General features: G+C 42.4%; 13 protein-coding genes and 1 pseudogene. 10 read left to right on the top strand and 4 right to left on the bottom strand.

The window, feature by feature from the left end:
• The first annotated feature begins 3 nt into the window (after nt 1–3).
• The 10 genes and pseudogenes from QZ331_RS02040 to QZ331_RS01995 all read left to right on the top strand — a co-directional run bounded on the left by QZ331_RS02040 (nt 4) and on the right by QZ331_RS01995 (nt 10,449).
• Nucleotides 4–1,062 (top strand): CDP-glycerol glycerophosphotransferase family protein, encoded by a 1,059-nt coding sequence (locus QZ331_RS02040; protein ID WP_294627595.1) that lies wholly within the window; start codon nt 4–6, stop codon nt 1,060–1,062.
• A 16-nt stretch (nt 1,063–1,078) separates the two neighbouring features.
• Complete coding sequence (locus tag QZ331_RS02035) at nt 1,079–2,116, top strand: aminotransferase class V-fold PLP-dependent enzyme (protein WP_294627593.1); 1,038 nt, start codon at nt 1,079–1,081, stop codon at nt 2,114–2,116.
• A gap of 15 nt (nt 2,117–2,131) precedes the next feature.
• Entirely contained in the window at nt 2,132–2,626 is a 495-nt protein-coding gene (locus tag QZ331_RS02030) for an adenylyltransferase/cytidyltransferase family protein (RefSeq protein WP_294627591.1), read from the top strand.
• 27 nt (nt 2,627–2,653) lie between these two features.
• Nucleotides 2,654–3,445 (top strand): glycosyltransferase family 2 protein, encoded by a 792-nt coding sequence (locus QZ331_RS02025; protein WP_294627589.1) that lies wholly within the window; start codon nt 2,654–2,656, stop codon nt 3,443–3,445.
• A gap of 16 nt (nt 3,446–3,461) precedes the next feature.
• The gene (locus QZ331_RS02020; protein WP_294627587.1) at nt 3,462–4,703 is read left to right on the top strand and encodes a glycosyltransferase family 4 protein; all 1,242 of its coding nucleotides are present in this window, start codon (nt 3,462–3,464) and stop codon (nt 4,701–4,703) included.
• Between the two features lie 30 nt (nt 4,704–4,733).
• Complete coding sequence (locus tag QZ331_RS02015; protein WP_294627585.1) at nt 4,734–5,528, top strand: DUF5672 family protein; 795 nt, start codon at nt 4,734–4,736, stop codon at nt 5,526–5,528.
• 44 nt (nt 5,529–5,572) lie between these two features.
• Nucleotides 5,573–6,460 carry a glycosyltransferase gene (locus tag QZ331_RS02010; protein ID WP_294627583.1) on the top strand — a complete coding sequence of 296 codons (888 nt, stop codon included), beginning with the start codon at nt 5,573–5,575 and terminating at the stop codon, nt 6,458–6,460.
• 4 nt (nt 6,461–6,464) lie between these two features.
• Entirely contained in the window at nt 6,465–7,520 is a 1,056-nt protein-coding gene (locus QZ331_RS02005) for a glycosyltransferase family 2 protein (protein WP_294627581.1), read from the top strand.
• Nucleotides 7,521–7,575: 55 nt separating this feature from the next.
• Nucleotides 7,576–8,700, top strand: coding sequence for a glycosyltransferase family 4 protein (locus tag QZ331_RS02000; RefSeq protein WP_294627579.1), 1,125 nt, complete (start codon nt 7,576–7,578; stop codon nt 8,698–8,700).
• A 195-nt stretch (nt 8,701–8,895) separates the two neighbouring features.
• Nucleotides 8,896–10,449 (top strand): annotated as a pseudogene (locus QZ331_RS01995) (ATP-binding protein).
• A 166-nt stretch (nt 10,450–10,615) separates the two neighbouring features.
• On the opposite strand, the gene QZ331_RS01990 reads toward QZ331_RS01995, so the two are convergent.
• From QZ331_RS01990 to QZ331_RS01975, 4 genes are all read right to left on the bottom strand, one after another.
• Entirely contained in the window at nt 10,616–11,746 is a 1,131-nt protein-coding gene (locus tag QZ331_RS01990; protein WP_294627577.1) for a Fic family protein, read from the bottom strand.
• Between the two features lie 522 nt (nt 11,747–12,268).
• A complete protein-coding gene (locus QZ331_RS01985) occupies nt 12,269–14,347 on the bottom strand; it encodes a glycoside hydrolase family 2 TIM barrel-domain containing protein (RefSeq protein ID WP_294627757.1) in 2,079 nt (692 codons plus the stop codon).
• 88 nt (nt 14,348–14,435) lie between these two features.
• Nucleotides 14,436–15,551: a glycoside hydrolase family 88 protein gene (locus tag QZ331_RS01980; protein ID WP_294627575.1), complete on the bottom strand. Its 1,116-nt coding sequence runs from the start codon at nt 15,549–15,551 to the stop codon at nt 14,436–14,438.
• A 27-nt stretch (nt 15,552–15,578) separates the two neighbouring features.
• Nucleotides 15,579–17,021 carry an alpha-L-fucosidase gene (locus QZ331_RS01975; protein WP_294627573.1) on the bottom strand — a complete coding sequence of 481 codons (1,443 nt, stop codon included), beginning with the start codon at nt 17,019–17,021 and terminating at the stop codon, nt 15,579–15,581.
• Nucleotides 17,022–17,031: the final 10 nt, after the last annotated feature.

The raw sequence follows: 17,031 nt of genomic DNA, 5'->3' as shown, positions 1-17,031 counted from the left end.
AATATGCGTATTGTATTATTTTGTGAAAATAAATATGCTATTGATATATTATATCCGATTTATCAAGAAGCAATAAAGACGGCGGAAAACCAGATATTATGGTATATTCATTTGCCGAAGATTCCTGTGTTCTCATTGCAGGAGGAGGTAAATTACACCGGTTCTATACAAGCAGTATATGACTTCTCTCCTGAAGCGATATTTGTTCCCGGCAATATTGTGCCTTATTACTTGCCTGGAGTGAAGATACAGGTTTTTCATGGCTACGCTGCTGAGAAAAAAGACCATTGGGTTATTCGCCGATATTTTGATACCTATTTCACACAAGGACCGTTTTTTACCAAAAAATTTAAAGAATTATCTGTTAAATATGGTGATTTTGAAGTAGTTGAAACCGGATGGCCGAAACAGGATTGGATTAAGTCCCATTGGCATGATTTCGATAGGGAGCGCGAGCAATTGTTAAAAGCGCATGGTAAGACACAAATAGTCTTGTATGCACCTACTTTTTCACCATCTTTAACATCACTTCCTGCATTAAAAGAAGCATTGTTGCATTTAGTAAAAATAAAGGATATTGTCCTGCTATTGAAATTTCACCCGTTGACCAAACAGGAGTGGATAGACGAATATCGGCAGTTGGCAGAACAAGAAGAGCATATCGTGTGGATTGATGATTTTAATGTCACCAAATATCAGTTGATGTCTGATGTGATGATAAGTGACACCTCTTCTACGGTGTATGAATTTTTGCTGTTGGGGCGTCCGGTTATCACTTATCGTACCATTGCCAAAGATATTTATTGGACAAATATCATGGAGAGCGACCAGTTGCCTGAGGCGTTTGATGCTGCCTTGTACGATGAAAAGGATATAGAGCGGAGACGTTGGATTGTAGACAACTACGATCCTCATTTGGATGGGCAAGTTTGTAGGCGAATGTTGGATGCTGCTGCTGATTATATCTGTCGGCATGGTGTGCCCAAGAAAAGAAAGTTGAACTTGTGGAGAAGATACACCAGTATTAAAAGGTTTGGTAGGATAAAGAAAGGTATTGAATAAATTAATTAAGTAGTCTATGAAGTCATATGTTTTTCCGGGAAATATTGAAGATTCGATTCTTCAGATTGGAGGCAGACCTTTTCCTTATATGCGTACAGAGCAGTTTTCGATGCTTGTTAAAGATTCGGAACGGATGCTGTTGCAACTGATAAACTGTCCGAATGGACGTGTTATCTTTTATACGGCATCGGGTACGGCGGCGATGGATGCTGTTGTGACCAATTATGTTTCTACCTGTCGGAAAACTTTTATCATAGCAGGCGGTTCTTTTGGTTATCGTTGGAAAAACCTTTGCGACTATTATAATTGCCCGAATGAGGTTTTTGAGGTTCCGTTTGCTCGTGACATTGATTATGCACAACTGGAGGAAAGCGTGCGTACTGCCCAACCCGATGTCTTTTTGTGCCAGCATCATGAGACTTCCACCGGACAACTCTATAACATGGAAAAGATTTCCGCTATTTGTAAGAAATACAATGTTTCTTTGGTAGTGGATGCTATCAGTTCGTTTCTTTCGGACGAATTGGATATGCAGTCTTTAGGAATTGACATCTGCATCACAAGTAGCCAAAAAGGGTTGAATATTGCTCCAGGATTGTCTTTCCTGTTCCTTTCTCCAAGAATTCTCCAAAGACAGTTTGCCAATAAATCCTATTACTTTGATTTCAAGGAGAACCTGAAGAACTTGGAGCGTGGACAAACACCTTACAGTCCGGCTACTACCTTATTTCTTCAACTTCACGCACGTTTACAGGCAGATATGGCAATAGGAGTACAGCATATTATAGCCTCCGTTCGTGAGAAAGCTATCTATTTCCGTAACTTGTGCAGAAAGAATGGTTGGGAGATTCCGGCAGAGGTACCTTCAAATTGTATCACAGGTTTTTTTGTACGGAGAAATGGAGAAATTCTTTTCAAAGAACTTTTAAAGAATGATATTTTTATTATGCCTGGGGGAACTCCGAATTATTTTCGAGTATCTCATTTAGGAGTACAAACGCGTGAAGATTTGGACGATTTGGCTAAACGCATCAAAGAGATAGAAAACCGTTAATCTAAGGATAAGGATATGAAAGAAAAAAAGGTTAGGGTATTTACGTCGGGTAGTTTTGATTTGTTCCATATCGGACATCTCAATATACTGGAGAGATCGGCTGCATTGGGCGATGAACTTATTGTGGGAGTGAGTACTGACGAATTGATACAGCATTATAAAGGAATGCCTCCGGTTATTCCTTTCGAACAACGGTTGCGGATTGTGTCTTCTATCAAATGTGTGACAAAAGTTGTGAAGCAGGTGAAACTGACAGAAATAGCGCAGTTGGAAAGAGAAGAAATTGATATTGTGACGATAGGAGATGATTGGGAAAACAAATATCTGGAAGGATTGGAGTGGATGAAACAGCAGCCGGGAAAGAAAGTGATTTATTTTCCTTATACTCCGGGCGTTAGTACAACAAGTATCAAGAAAAAAATTATAGAAAGCACCAATGAGATTATTGCTGCTGCATTGCAGCGTGAGGCAGAGTTGGACTACAACTGGCCGGAAGATGAAAGGAAATAATTGAATTTGAATTTAAATCTTAATGAAATGTTAGTCTCGTTATTGATATCTACATATAATTGGAAAGAAGCGTTGTCTCTTTGTCTTTATAGTGTATTTTCACAAACGGTAAAGCCTGCTGAGATTCTGATTGCGGACGATGGTTCTCGTGACGATACAAGACAATTGATAGAGGAGATGCGGGCGAAAACCGATATTTCTATTGTTCACGTGTGGCACGAAGATAAGGGATTTCGCCTTTCCGCCATTCGTAACCGTTCTATTGCACAGGCTAAAGGAGACTATATTATCCAGATTGACGGTGACATCATCTTGGATAAGAATTTTATTTCCGACCATTTGGAGTTGGCGGAAAAAGGTTATTTTGTGTGTGGTAGCCGCGTGCTACTGGGGAGAATGTACACTGCTCGTCTTCTGCGTGGGTTGGAAAGTCACCCTGCCACGCTCAAACAAGATTATAGATTTATGCTGAATGGCTTTCGTTCCCATATCCTTCGTCATTATTTGGCAAACAGATATGCGAAACATAGTATGTTGAGTATAAGAGGATGTAATATGGCTTTCTGGAAGAACGACTTGATGCGGGTAAACGGATATAACGAGACATTGGAAATGTGGGGGCAGGAAGATGTTGAAATCTCTTATCGGTTGATTCATGCCGGTGTGCAGAAAAAACAACTGAAGATGGGAGGAGTACAGTTCCATCTTTATCATAAGTTTGCATCAAGAGAGAACTTGGAGTATCATGAACAGGTGTTGCATCGGGTGATTGAGAATAAAACTGTTTGGTGTGAGAATGGGATTGTAAAAGACAAGTAGAGAGACAGGCTGTAAGATGAAGGATAAAATAGCTTTTGTTGTCACTGGATATGGGAAAGAGGTCAATGGCGGTACTGAGCAGCATTGCCGGATGCTGGCAGAAAGACTGGTGAATGACTATGATGTCGAGGTGTTGACTACCTGTGTGAAGGATTATTCCAAAGGAGATAATGAGTTTTCAGCAGGCGAAGAGTGGATGGATGGAGTGTTAGTCAGGCGATTTAAAGTTGAGCCTGTTCATCCTGAGTTGCACGATTGCTATGTTCGGAAATCCAAATGGATACACCGAGTGAGGAAGTTATTTTATCAGTTAGGAATGTTGCGCTTTCTGTCATATCTATGTCCAGTTTGGACTTGTATGAAAGAAATGGAAGAGAAGGTAATGCAAAGCTATGTATTTTATTCTCCGAAATTGATAGCTTATGTCCGGGAGTATTCGCATGATTATAAGGCAATAATTCCTATCAATATTTCGTATCCTTTGGCGTATTATGTATCGTTATATGTTCCGGAAAAGACCATTCTGATTCCTACAATGCATTATGAGAGTTCGACGTTTCGAGCTATTTATACTCATATTTTTACTCGTGTATCTTATATCGGTTTTAATACGATTACCGAACAAACATTGGCCGAACGTATTTTTAGTCGGCAACGAATGGCGGCTCACGGTATTATCAGTGTCGGTATAGATGAATCGGTGGATGCCGACTGGGGCGTAGTGAAGAAAAAATATAACTTGCCTGATGAGTATCTTCTGTATGTAGGGCGAATTGATGCGGGAAAGTTGCAACATATCATTCAATATTATTTGAGTTACCGGAAAAAATATCCTTCTTCATCTCTGAAGTTTGTACTTGTTGGAGGTTTCTTCGTTTCCCCTGTCCGGCATCCTGATATTATCTATACCGGTTTTGTGAGTGATGATGAGAAATATTCCATTATCCAACACGCTAAAGTTTTGGTAAACCCTTCTAAATTTGAAAGTCTGTCTTTGATTCTTTTGGAAGGAATGGGTCGGGGAAAAGCAATGTTGGTGAATGGGAAATGTGCTGTTTTAAAAGAACATTGCCATAAGAGTGGTGGAGCTGCAGTGTATTATAAAGGAAAGGAAGATTTTATATCGAATCTTTATAAACTGGATGTGTCGGAGTCTTTAAGATTGGAGATGGGAAAGAAGGCAGTGAAATATGTGCGGGAAAATTATGATTGGACTATTGTAATGGAAAGATTAACCCGGGCAATCAAGGCTGTGTAGGTTTTGCAGTGGAAATGATAGAGTGAAAGTATGAGAAAAGAAGATATAGTTGTGGTAATTCCTATTTATAGGCTTCCTTTGACAGCATTTGAAGAAAAGTCTTTGAGACAATGTGTAAAAGTATTGTCTGATTATTCTCTTATTGTAGTTAAGCCTGTTAGTCTTGATATTAGTCGTTTATTGGTTGAATATCCGATGCTGAAAGAAGAGTGCTTTGCGGAAAATTGTTTTAATAGTCTCAGAGCGTATAACAAATTAGTATTGGATGAAGATTTTTATAGACGATTTCTCTCGTATGAATATATGCTTGTTTATCAGTTGGATGCATATGTTTTTCGGGATGAATTATTGGAATGGGCAAAGCAGGATTATGATTATATAGGTGCTCCCTGGCTTCCAGAACATCCGGAAAGAAAAATGGTTAATAGGAAGAGCGTTTTATTAAAGCGAATGTTCTATCGTTTTATTGATAGTCCTAAATTGAAAAGATGGAAATATTTTAAGTATGGGGTTGGCAATGGTGGATTTTCATTGAGAAGAATATCTAAAATGATAAAGATAACTCATGCTTATAAGCATAAGATAGATTGTTTGCTTGATGATAAGATGCCGTTTTATCCAGAAGATGTATTGCTGTTTGTTGAGATAAGGAAGAGAGGATATCGTTTGAAAATACCTGACTGTACAAAAGCCTTGCAATTTTCAATGGAAGTGTCGGCAGAATGGGCTTATAATTGTAACAAGCAACAGTTGCCTTTTGGTTGTCATGCTTGGTGTCATGCGGATAATTATCCTTTTTGGTCCCGTTTTATAGAAGTGAATTAATAGCTTTTTATCACATATACATTAATTAATAATATATTGAAAATATGATATCAATTATAATCTGTTCTGTTTCTCCTCAACTTTTAAAAGATTTGGAACAAAATATAACACAAACGATAGGTGTTGAATATGAAATTATTGCCATTGATAATCGTGAAAAGTGTTGGCCTATTGCAAAAGCATATAACTATGGAGCGCAACAGGCAAAATACCCGTATTTGTTTTTTGTACATGAAGATGTGAAATTACTATCTGCTCAGTGGGGGAACTTTATAATTCCCAAGTTAAGGGAACCGGATTGTGGAGTGGTTGGTTTTGTTGGAGATAAAATACGCTTTTCATGTTGTGGCGGTTGGCATCAGTTTTGTGATGCAAGTACGGTTAGTTATTTCTATCAAAGAATGAAAGAGGGCAGAACGTTGTTTTTGGTTGAGAATGCTTATTTAGATCAGCCTTTTCAAGAAGTAATATCATTAGATGGATTGGGATTTTTTGTGAGGAGAGATGTTTGGGAGACACATCCCTTTGATGAGAAGTTATTAACAGGATTTCATTGTTATGATATCGATTTTTCTCTACAGATAGCATATGCGAATTATAAAAACTATGTATGTTGTTCCGAACAAATGTTGATAGAGCATTTTTCTCAAGGAAATTTTAATGATATAAATTGGTTTTCAACAACTTTGCGTTTACATGAAAAATGGAAGGATATACTTCCAATGAAAGCCTCCGATTTTGTTATTTCTGGTAAAAAGAGTCGTAAGTGTGAAGAACAGACAGCATATAACTTTTTGAAACAAATACTTTATTCAAATTGTGATGTTTCGCTTAAAAAAACGGCGTTTAAAATATTTTTCCGACGTCCTTTCTCTCGGACGCATCTGAGAAATTGTATTTCTGCCATTATAAAATATGTAAGATATGCTTAAGGCTATGGAACAGAATAATGAAAGCAAGCCTTGGGTTACGGTTATTACAGCAACTTATAATTTGGTAAAAGCAAAGAGGGAGAAATTTATTATTCAATGTTTAGAAAGCGTACGTGACCAAAGCTATCCTTATATTGAACATATTGTTATTGACGGAGCATCCACCGATGGTACTGTATCCTTACTGCAAAAATATGTAGACTTAGGTTGGATTACATTATTTTCAGATCCAGATCGTGGAATATACGATGCAATGAATAAAGGTATTTTGAAGGCCAAAGGAAAGTATGTTAATATTTTAAATTCGGATGACTTTTTCCATGATAAATCCGGTATTGAGATAAGCGTTAAATATTTGGAGGAGAATGAAGCCGATTATTCTTATGCTGATGCTTGTGTTCTAAAGAGTTCGAGCAGAAAGTTTTTATGGAAAGGGGATTTGGAGAAATTGATTACTGGAGAACATTATTGTCACCAAACGATGTTGGTTAAAACCCAGTTATTGAGAGATATGGGAGGATTTGATTTGTCATATTGTGTTTCTGCAGATTCAGATATGATGATTCGGTTGTACGCCCAACAGTGGCGGGCTGTATATGTTCCATATTGCTTTGTTACTTATCGATATGGAGGGTATTCTTCTCTTCATGATGAGCAAGTGCGGATAGAACATTCAACTTCTCTTTTTCGTCATATAGGCTGTCAAATGAATCTTAGTAAAGAAGATTGTTTCCAGCTTTGGGAATTGAGATTTATAATCGAACAACCGTATGCAGAACAATTGAAACTGATTGATAAGGTTCCGAAAGAATTTGGGAGTGGTTACATCAAGAGAGAATTTGCAATACGAAATCCAATTGCGACAAAACCTTCCGAGAGGAGAACATATTATTTGTTGGGTTTTATACCGATTATTGAAATGTTATATGAGGAAGGTAATTATAGATTCTCTCTATTTGGATTATTAGATATTTTAAAAATCAGTATTTTGAATGGGAAATGGAAATATTATTTGTTCGGATTCATTCCTATTTGGAAAGTGAAATGTCATAGTTTATAGAGGCAGTAATTCATTCTATTGAATTTGTAAATCTTAAATATATACTAAAAATTGTATGAGGTTAATATTTCTTTCTCATGACGGGAACTGTAATGGAGGGGCTCAGAAATGTTTGCTTGATTTGTTGAAAGGAATCCGGCAAATTTATCCTGAGATAGAATTATATGTGATTTTTCCATATGAAGGCGATTTTATAAAAGAAAGTTTGCCGTATATAGACGGATATGAAATCATTCCTATGCTTTGGTGGCTATTTCTGGGAAGTCAAAACATAGGAGTGAAGCAAAAGATTAAATTTTTGAATGAATCAAGGAGTATTATAACAAAGGTTAGGAGATATCTTTTGAAAATAAATCCCGATTATGCTATTACGAATACGATTGTAGTACCTTATTTGGCAGTTGCTTGCAAACTTTTGAGGATTAAACATTATTGGTTTATTCATGAAATTCCATCTAATACGTGGAGTAACAATAAATTTGTTTTTGCGGATAATACGATTCAGGAGTGTATCCGTATGTTATCCTTCAAAATTTTTGTTACTTCCAATTATGCAAAATCTTATTATATGCATCGTATTCCGGAAAAGAAGTTGAAGGTAATAGAGCAAGCGGTAGAGTTGGATTTACCCGTTTCACCATCTGCGTCTTTTCATCAACGATATACTGTTTTATTGGTAGGAACATTCGATTCCAATAAAGGACATTTGGAATTGCTGCAAGCTGTAAATGAGATTGTAGTTGCAGGAAAAGACATTTTTTGTTACTTGGTAGGTCCGGATGCGGGCACTATGGATTCTTGTAAAGAATACGTTGCTTTACATAGGCTTGAACGGTATGTCTCGATTGTTCCCTTTGTAGCTGATATATGGAAATTCTATTATTTGGCAGATATTTTAGTGGTTTGTTCTACGCTGGAGACATTTGGACGCGTTGCTGTTGAAGCGCAGAAATGTGGGTTACCTGTCATTCTTTCGAATGTAGGAGCTAATCCGGAACGCATTATGGATAAAGTGAATGGATTCTTGTATGAGAAAGGAAACTTATCGGATTTGGTGGATAAGATTGAAACTTTGCGAGATTCCAAAATTAGAAAATTATTTGTTGATAATATAACCCTGCTGAATCTGAACAGGTATTCGACAGTGGAGTTCGCTTCTCATTTTTTGAAAGAGTTATAATGTCATGTTACTTGGTATGTGAAAATATATCGTATGCTTTCTTGTAGCATTGGATGATTTTACCGCTTTGTATGTTTGAAATGGGAAAAATGAGATTTAATTTCGGTTTGTATATATAATAAAGCATAATAAACTTGAGCTATTCCTGCTATTTCTCGTTATATTTGTATTTGAATAAACCAAATGCAATGACCCATGAGCAGTAAGATTTATCCTATTGGTGTGCAGAATTTTGAGAAACTTCGTAAGGAAGGCAATTTCTATATTGATAAGACAGCGTTGATTTATCAGTTGGTGAAGAGTGGGGCATATTATTTCCTCAGCCGTCCGCGCCGATTCGGCAAAAGTTTGCTTATCTCTACGCTCGAAGCCTATTTTCAAGGAAAGCGGGAACTTTTCGAGGGCTTGGCAATGGAGCAATTGGAAAAAGACTGGATAAAATATCCGGTGTTGCATCTTGATTTGAATACAGAGAAATACGATATTCCCGAAAGTCTGGAGAACAAACTGAACGGCGCATTGGTAGAGTGGGAGAAACAGTATGGGGCGGAACCTTCGGAAAAATCTCTTGCCATGCGTTTCGACGGCATCATCAAGCGTGCTTGTCGGCAAGAGGGACAACGGGTGGTGGTTCTTGTTGACGAATACGACAAACCCATGTGGCAGGCTATCGGTAACGAGGAGTTACAGAAGAGTTTCCGCAATACATTGAAAGCTTTTTATGGTGCGTTGAAAAGCTAGGATGGTTGTATTAAGTTCGCCTTGCTGACAGGAGTAACCAAATTTGGTAAAGTCAGCGTGTTCAGCGATTTGAATAATCTGAATGACATTTCGATGTGGAATAAGTATGTCGATATTTGTGGTATCAGCGAACAGGAACTATACGATAATCTGGAAACCGAACTTCATGAGTTTGCCGCCGCCCGGGGAATGACGTATGAGGGAGTATGTGCCCGCTTGAAAGAGATGTACGACGGTTACCATTTCACACACGATTCCAAAGGAATATACAATCCTTTCAGCCTGCTTCTGGCTTTTGACAGGAATGAGTTCAGAAGTTACTGGTTTGAGACAGGTGCTCCCACTTATTTGGTGGAACTGCTGAAAAAGCATAATTACAATTTATACCGGATGGCACATGAGGAAACCGATACGCAGGTTCTTAATAGCATCGATTCCGAGTCGACCAATCCCATCTCGGTAATTTATCAAAGCGGTTATCTCACCATCAAAGGATATGATGAACGTTTTGATATTTATCGTTTGGGCTTCCCTAACCGCGAGGTGGAGGAAGGATTTGTCCGTTTCCTGCTTCCTTACTATACAAATATGGATAAGGTGGAAGCTCCCTTTGAAATACAGAGATTTGTTCGCGAGGTAGAAGCGGGCGATTGTGATTCTTTTTTCCGTCGCCTGCAAAGTTTCTTTTCTGACATTCCCTACGAACTTGCCCGCAACCTGGAACTGCATTACCAGAATGTACTTTACATTGTATATAAGCTGCTGGGCTTTTACGTAAAGGCGGAATATCATACCAGTGCCGGACGCATAGACATGGTGTTGCAGACAGACAGATTCGTGTATGTGATGGAATTTAAACTGAACGGCACGGCAGAAGAAGCTCTACGGCAAATCAATGACAAGCACTACGCCCGCCCTTTTGTGGAAGATACCCGCAAACTTCTTAAAATCGGTGTGAATTTCAGTCCCGAAACAAGAAACATAGAGACGTGGTTGGTGGAAAATTGATGTATAGTCATTGATTATCCGCCGATACCGCATCCATGTAGGTAAGGAGAGTGTTTCGGTTATCATCCTTTTTTGCATGATGGTAGAAAGTGTGTATCTTTTGGGCAAAGAAAGAACGGTCAATATATTCTTGAGGAGTAAATAGTCCGATAGGCAAATCGAACCATTACGTTGTTTCTTCTTCAGGTAGAGGGATGAAAAGAACGGATTCGTTGCATTGAATACCATAGAAAACATCACGGACTCTGCCCTTTTGAGGAATAAGAATCCTTTTCTCCACAAGGTCTTTTATATCGCGTGCCGCAGTATCGGTTGAAACCTTTGCACGTTTAGCCCAGTTCTTGGTTGTCAGTTTTCCCGGATAACCGTCCAGATACAGGTTCAACACTTCGCGTTGTCGCTCGGATATGGCGGCTTCGGCATGGAATTGCCAGAATATAGCTTTGTTGAGAACCCTCGACAAAGTCTCGTCGGATTGTTCAACCGAACGGAGCAGGCAGTCGAGATACCAGATAATCCATTCCGTAATCTCACAATTTCCCTTTTGTGTCTTTTCCAATATATCGTAATATTGTTTTTTGTCTTTGTTGATTTGGTGGGATATACTGAAGAAACGCATTGGGGAGTTTTCGGCCTGCGAAAGTGCCATATCGGCTATGGCTCTGCTGATTCGTCCGTTTCCGTCGTCAAAAGGATGGATGCAGACAAACCACAAATGGGCAATTGCCGATTTTACATAACCGTCGTGCGTGTCGGAGTTGAACCAGTTTATAAACTGGTTCATCTCTTTCTCTATCTCTTTGGCGGCAGGTGCTACATAATGCACCTTTTCTCTTCCGAACATACCTGATACGATTTTCATTTCTCCGTTGCAGTATTTTGCCACATCAATTTGGGTAGCTCCGCTCCATCCGGTAGGGAAGAGGCAGTTATGCCAGCCGAACAGTCTTTCGTTGGTGAGCGGTCTGCGATAGTTGGCGGTTGCGTCAAGAGCCATTTCCACCACACCGTCTATGTAACGCGATGATTCTGTTGGGGTCGGCAGTTGTACTCCAAGTTTACGGGCTACCGATGAGCGTACCTGCTCGTTGTTCAGTTCCACTCCTTCAATTTCGGATGATGCGATAATGTCGTGAGAGATTGATTCGACTACGGCAGACATCTTGTCGTTGAAGCCGATTACACTGAGTCGCCCCATCAGATAACCTACAGCTTTATGCACTTTGTTCAGTTTCTCACCGACAACTTCCTTGTTCCACGAAAAGAAAGGCCATTTCGTATGTTCATGTATATACATAAATACCACTGTTTTCTGCAAATATACGGTTTTGCGGATAATAAGCCGCAAATTTTGCGGCTTATTATCCGCATGGCAGTATGATTTTGTCCGTACCTTCTGCGAAGCGTTTCGGGTGGATGTACATTTATCGACCGTATCTTGTGCTGCAAAGTATTGGTGGAAAACTTCTTTTCCATTGGTTGCAAACTTCCTGTGTACCCCAGACAAGGTTCTTTTTTATCAATTATAATCTATAAACGAAGGCTTCATTTATATAAACGCAACTTTCGTTTTTATAAATGAAGCCTTCGTTTATAAAAATGAAAGTTGCGTTTATAGATTGTAATTGGCAAAAAACAAGTTTGTCAGTGCTTCCGGACAGCTTTATATATAATGAAAAACAACTTTATCATCCATCGTCTGGCCTTGAAGAAGCGGTCGATTGCCGGGAAACGGCTATAGAGACTGTGTGAAAAAAAGCAGGCGGTGTGTTTTTCGACACACCGCCTGCTGGATAACTGCCGGCTTTAGGCTGTTGCATCACCAACTGCCGTGCTCTTTCTTATGTTCGAAGAAATCGGCTTGGCGGTTGCATTCGCCGTTGTAAGTCCATTCTATTTCGTCCGTGTAGGTCTTTCCCCGGTGGGAGACGACGGCCTTCAACACGTTCTTGCCGTTGCCCAGCAGAGCGTTGTCAAAGATATAATGTACGTCGGTATGGCCTTTGCGCACGCCGGACAATTCTTGCCCGTTGAGATATACCTTCGGAGTGCCGATGTTGGAGTAGACGGTGACCGATGTCTCTCTTCGCTCGCGCAATGCGTTCCGGCGCTGTGTGAGGTAAAGAACCGGTTCCTTGCTCCAGTTGGCTTTGTACCAGTAATAGGAGTCCTTCTTTACCTTGCGGTCGAAGGTCATCATCCCTTTCATGTTGCGTGCGTCCACACTGCCTCTTTTGGAGGTGGGCACGGCAAAGTCGAACATATTCCACAGATAAGAAGCAAGGATGTAGGGATGCTGCGCGATGACGCTCCATTGATACTCGTGCGTCTTGGTCTGGAAAGTCTCCGGATAGAAAGGACTTGTCCAGTTCAGCGCGTCGCCCAATATCTCCGTCTGATGGTCGATGTTGGCATCCGCCCCGTATTCGGTCAACATCAGTCGTTGCCAGGGATACTCTTTCTCCATGTTCTCTATCCACGGGCCGATGTCCTGTATCTTCCGTTCGTACCAGCCGAAATAACGGTTCATACCTTGTATGTCCGCATTCTGATTGACGGGGTGGGCAGCATTGCCATAACCGTTGACCGACACCGTGTAGCGGTCGGGGTCTTCACGTTTGCAAAGCTCATGGATGGATTGGGTAAGGGCTGCCGTGTAGCCGTGCGGATGATATACTTCGTTGTGGATACCCCACACATAGATGGAAGGGTGATTGAAACTCTGACGAATCAGTTCGCGCATCTGCTGGTGTGCATTGTCCCACTCCTGTCCGGTCACTTGGTTGACAAAAGGAATCTCTGCCCAGATGACCAGTCCCAGTGTGTCGCAACGCGAGTAAATATAATCGGACTGCTGATAATGCGCAAAGCGTACCGTTGTAGCTCCGATATCCATAATCTGCGCCAGGTCGAAGTCATGCTCTTTGTTGGTCAGCGCACTGCCCAGTCCCCACCAGTCCTGATGGCGGGTTACGCCGTACATGGGATACTTCTTTCCGTTGAGGAAGAAGCCTTTGCCTGCCACCGCTTCGTATTTGCGGAGTCCCAACGGCTGGACAACCTCGTCGAGTATGCGTCCGTTCTGTACGAGGCGTGATACGACTTTGTACAGATAAGGGTCTTCGCGTCCTTGCCACAAATGCGGGTTGGACAGTTTGAACGAAGAGGAGTAGCTTTGCACCCCTTGCGGAGTCAGTTCGAAGGAGCGGCTGTGCTTTTTCACCAACTTGCCGCTCATGTCGTATATCGCATTCTCCAATGCCAACGGCACGGGTGCCAGTGTCGCGTTGTCCACCTTTACGTTTACCGTCACTTCGGCCGACGCCTTCGAGACATTCTTCTGCGTGATGTACACGCCGGACGAGGCACAGTCGTTGACCACAATGCTGCAAGGCTCCGTCACCACCAGCCATACGGGGCGGTAAATTCCTCCATACACGCCAAACAGGACATGATTGACGGGGATTACATCCGGACGGGCGGTATTGTCGGCCTTCACGATAATCTCGTTCTCTTCGCCGCCGAATTTCGCCTGTGTGCCAATCTCGCAGACGAAAGCGGAGTAGGCTCCCTTGTGTGTGCCTGCCAGGTAGCCGTTGATGTACACCTCGGCACACGACCCGACCCCTTCGAAGCGCAAGAAGATACGCTTGCCTTTCATGCTTTCGGGAAAAGTACATTTCTTCCGGTAGTAGGCCACCCCTTCGTAAAAGGCAGATACTTTCTTCTGCATATCCTCCGCGTTCCACGTGTGGGGAATGGTTACTTCCTGCCAGTCGGTGTTCCATTTGCGTACGGACTGCATGGCCTCTTTGGAGAACGGCCCTTTTTTAAACTCCCATCCGTCGTTGAAGGACGACACGTCGCGCGCACCGGCCGTAGCACATAAGCCTGACATCAACAGGATGGTTAATAAAGACAATAGGTTATGTTTCATTATCGGTTGATTGTTTTATTTTATCTACGGTAATTGTACCGGCAGAGGGTTATTTGTCCGCCATCTTGTAAATCTGGCAGCCGGACAACAGGAAGGCGCCTACGCCATAGACCTCGGTCATCTCTCGCGTCACTTTGCGCGGGTCGGCGCCGATTGGCTGTACGTAACCCAATTTGCCGTTCGGCTCTACGGCATCGGTCAAGGCTTTCCAGCCTTTTTCGATAACCGGCTTGAAAGCAGTTTTGTCGAGCAATCCCTCGTTCACTCCATAGGCAAGCGCATAGACGATAAAGCCCGTTGCGCTTGTTTCGGGCGACGGATAAGACGCCGGGTCCAACAGGCTGGCGTGCCAGTATCCGTCTTCGCTTTGCAGACCCGCCACACGGGTTGCCAACGCTGTAAACAAGTCGCGGTAAAAGGCGCGTGAAGGCTCGTCAGGGGGAAGCACTTGCAGCATTTCGGCCAATCCTCCCAATACCCAGCCGTTGCCGCGTCCCCAAAATACTTTTTGGCCGTTGGCTTCGCGTTTGGCGAAATAGCGGCGGTCGCGGTAGAACAGGTTCTCTTCCTGGTCGTAGAGGTACTTGTAAGAAGCCTCGTACTCCCTGTTCAGGAAATTCAGGTATTTCTCGTCTTTGGTCAATGCATAGAGTTTGGCATATACTGGGGGAGCCATAAACAATGCATCACACCACGACCAGCGATCGAGCGTCTCGAGGTTCTTGTAGTCTAATTCCAAAGTAGTTGTTGCAGGATTCTCTACTACCCAGTTGGCACGTGCCATGACGGGAGCAATCATCTTTTTATTGCCATATTTAATGTAAAGGTCGATAAAAGGCTGTCCTACGGCAATGAAGTCTGCATGATACATCCACTTTCCTACTTGAAAATGATTGCGCTTTCCTATACGCAGCAACCACTGGTAATACGAATCGTTTCCCTCTTCCCGTTCGGCAAGTTCCGCCCAGTCCAGCATACCCATATAGAGGGCGGCGTGAGTCCAGTCCAAATCGTCGTGTTCGGCGCCTTTGTTGGGATTGGCAATCTGCCAGTCGGCCACCCGCTTCATGATGGATTTTATAGCGGCTTTGTCGAAGTCCGGCTGTGCGGCAGCCTGTGTGGCGGTTATCAAGAAGAAAAAAGCAAAAAAGAAAAGTTTCTTCATTCGGGTATATAATTAAAAAAGTTTATCTCATGTCAGTGCGTCCCGGTATTTGTCGGCCGTGTTCGTGTTCTCCTCAATCTGCAGTTTGATGACAAAAGGCTCGCCCGGTTCGTTTGTTGGCATATTCACGTTGTATTCGTTGCGGGCAGTCTCTTTTACCGAAACTTCTTTTCCGTTTGTCAGCGTGCCTTTTAAAATCTTGGTTCCCTTCGGTGTCTTCACTACCAGGTGTTTGGAATAGGGAGGATTGAATACAACCATATACACATCGTTTCCTTTGCGTGTGTAATATCCCCACGCCTGTTTGTCCCATCCGGCATAGCCGCAGCCATAGATGCATTCACCGTTTTTCTGCATCCATTTTCCGATGGCGTCTACCAGTTCTTTCTCCTCTTGGCGGAAATCACCGTCGGCTTGCGGCCCGAAGTTCACTACCATGTTGCCGCCCATAGATACGGCGTGTACGATGCGTTCCAATACTTCCAAAGAGTTTTTTACGTAACTCAGCGACCAGTCTTTGTGATATCCCCACTGGTTTTCGGGGATTGTCATGCAGGCTTCCCAGTCCCAGCGGGTCACTTTCAGGTCTTTTACCGGATCGGGGAGACGGCGTTCGTAACCCGATTCGTAGTCGCCCATCAAATGACCGTTACTGTCGAAATGTCTCTTGCCGTAGTCGTCGGCACGCAGACGGCTGTTGATTGTCACACCCGGCAGCATATCTTTCAGCATTCGTTCCACGTGGGCTGTCCACCATCCGTTCTTTTTAATGCTGGCGTCCCAGGTTCCGTCAAACCAGAAGTCCTTTACGGTAGGATAACGGGTGGCAAGTTCTTTCAATTGATTGTCCGTAAACTCTAAGAAGCGTGCGAAAGCAACGGCGTCTTCTTCCGACTTGATGTCGTAGCGGTAGTCCGGATGGCTCCAGTCCATCACGGAGAAATAGAAGTGGACATCAATACCTTCATCGTTGTAGGCTTTTACCAATTCGCCCAATATATCTTTTTTATAAGGTGTCTGTGCTACTGTATATTTGCTGTATTTGCTCGGCCACAAGCAAAAGCCTTCATGGTGCTTGGTGGTGATTTTTACGTATTTCGCTCCCATCTTCTTGGCCATCTTTGCCCAAGCCCTGGCGTTGAACTTGTCGGGATTCCATTGGTCCATCAGTTTCAACCATTCGTCGGCGGGAACTTTCGCCCACGATTTCAGCCATTCGGCAGCTCCGTTATATACTTTGCCGTTCCATTCTCCTCCCGGGATGGCATAAAGCCCCCAGTGTATGAAAGCTCCCAACCGGTTGTCGCGGAATTGCTGCATGGCAGCATCCTGGCGCTTGCCCAGGCGGTCGGCACCGTATTTTAAGGAAAGCTCCTGGTCGGCAGGTAAAACTTTGGGCTGTTGTTGGGCAAACAGACCCGTTGTCAACAAAGAAAGCAAAACTGTAATCTGTAAGGTTCGTTTCATCATGCTATTGGTT

The organism is uncultured Bacteroides sp., from assembly GCF_910586915.1.
Taxonomy (GTDB): domain Bacteria; phylum Bacteroidota; class Bacteroidia; order Bacteroidales; family Bacteroidaceae; genus Bacteroides.
Note: the sequence above shows the minus strand (reverse complement) of the source record. Positions and strands in the feature narration are given on the sequence as shown.

Bases quoted from the DNA above. Each gene is read 5' to 3' on its own strand.
- QZ331_RS02040 (WP_294627595.1), top strand. From the start codon at position 4: ATGCGTATTGTATTATTTTGTGAAAATAAATATGCTATTGATATATTA.
- QZ331_RS02035 (WP_294627593.1), top strand. From the start codon at position 1,079: ATGAAGTCATATGTTTTTCCGGGAAATATTGAAGATTCGATTCTTCAG.
- QZ331_RS02030 (WP_294627591.1), top strand. From the start codon at position 2,132: ATGAAAGAAAAAAAGGTTAGGGTATTTACGTCGGGTAGTTTTGATTTG.
- QZ331_RS02025 (WP_294627589.1), top strand. From the start codon at position 2,654: ATGTTAGTCTCGTTATTGATATCTACATATAATTGGAAAGAAGCGTTG.
- QZ331_RS02020 (WP_294627587.1), top strand. From the start codon at position 3,462: ATGAAGGATAAAATAGCTTTTGTTGTCACTGGATATGGGAAAGAGGTC.
- QZ331_RS02015 (WP_294627585.1), top strand. From the start codon at position 4,734: ATGAGAAAAGAAGATATAGTTGTGGTAATTCCTATTTATAGGCTTCCT.
- QZ331_RS02010 (WP_294627583.1), top strand. From the start codon at position 5,573: ATGATATCAATTATAATCTGTTCTGTTTCTCCTCAACTTTTAAAAGAT.
- QZ331_RS02005 (WP_294627581.1), top strand. From the start codon at position 6,465: ATGGAACAGAATAATGAAAGCAAGCCTTGGGTTACGGTTATTACAGCA.
- QZ331_RS02000 (WP_294627579.1), top strand. From the start codon at position 7,576: ATGAGGTTAATATTTCTTTCTCATGACGGGAACTGTAATGGAGGGGCT.
- QZ331_RS01990 (WP_294627577.1), bottom strand. From the start codon at position 11,746: ATGTATATACATGAACATACGAAATGGCCTTTCTTTTCGTGGAACAAG.
- QZ331_RS01985 (WP_294627757.1), bottom strand. From the start codon at position 14,347: ATGTCAGGCTTATGTGCTACGGCCGGTGCGCGCGACGTGTCGTCCTTC.
- QZ331_RS01980 (WP_294627575.1), bottom strand. From the start codon at position 15,551: ATGAAGAAACTTTTCTTTTTTGCTTTTTTCTTCTTGATAACCGCCACA.
- QZ331_RS01975 (WP_294627573.1), bottom strand. From the start codon at position 17,021: ATGATGAAACGAACCTTACAGATTACAGTTTTGCTTTCTTTGTTGACA.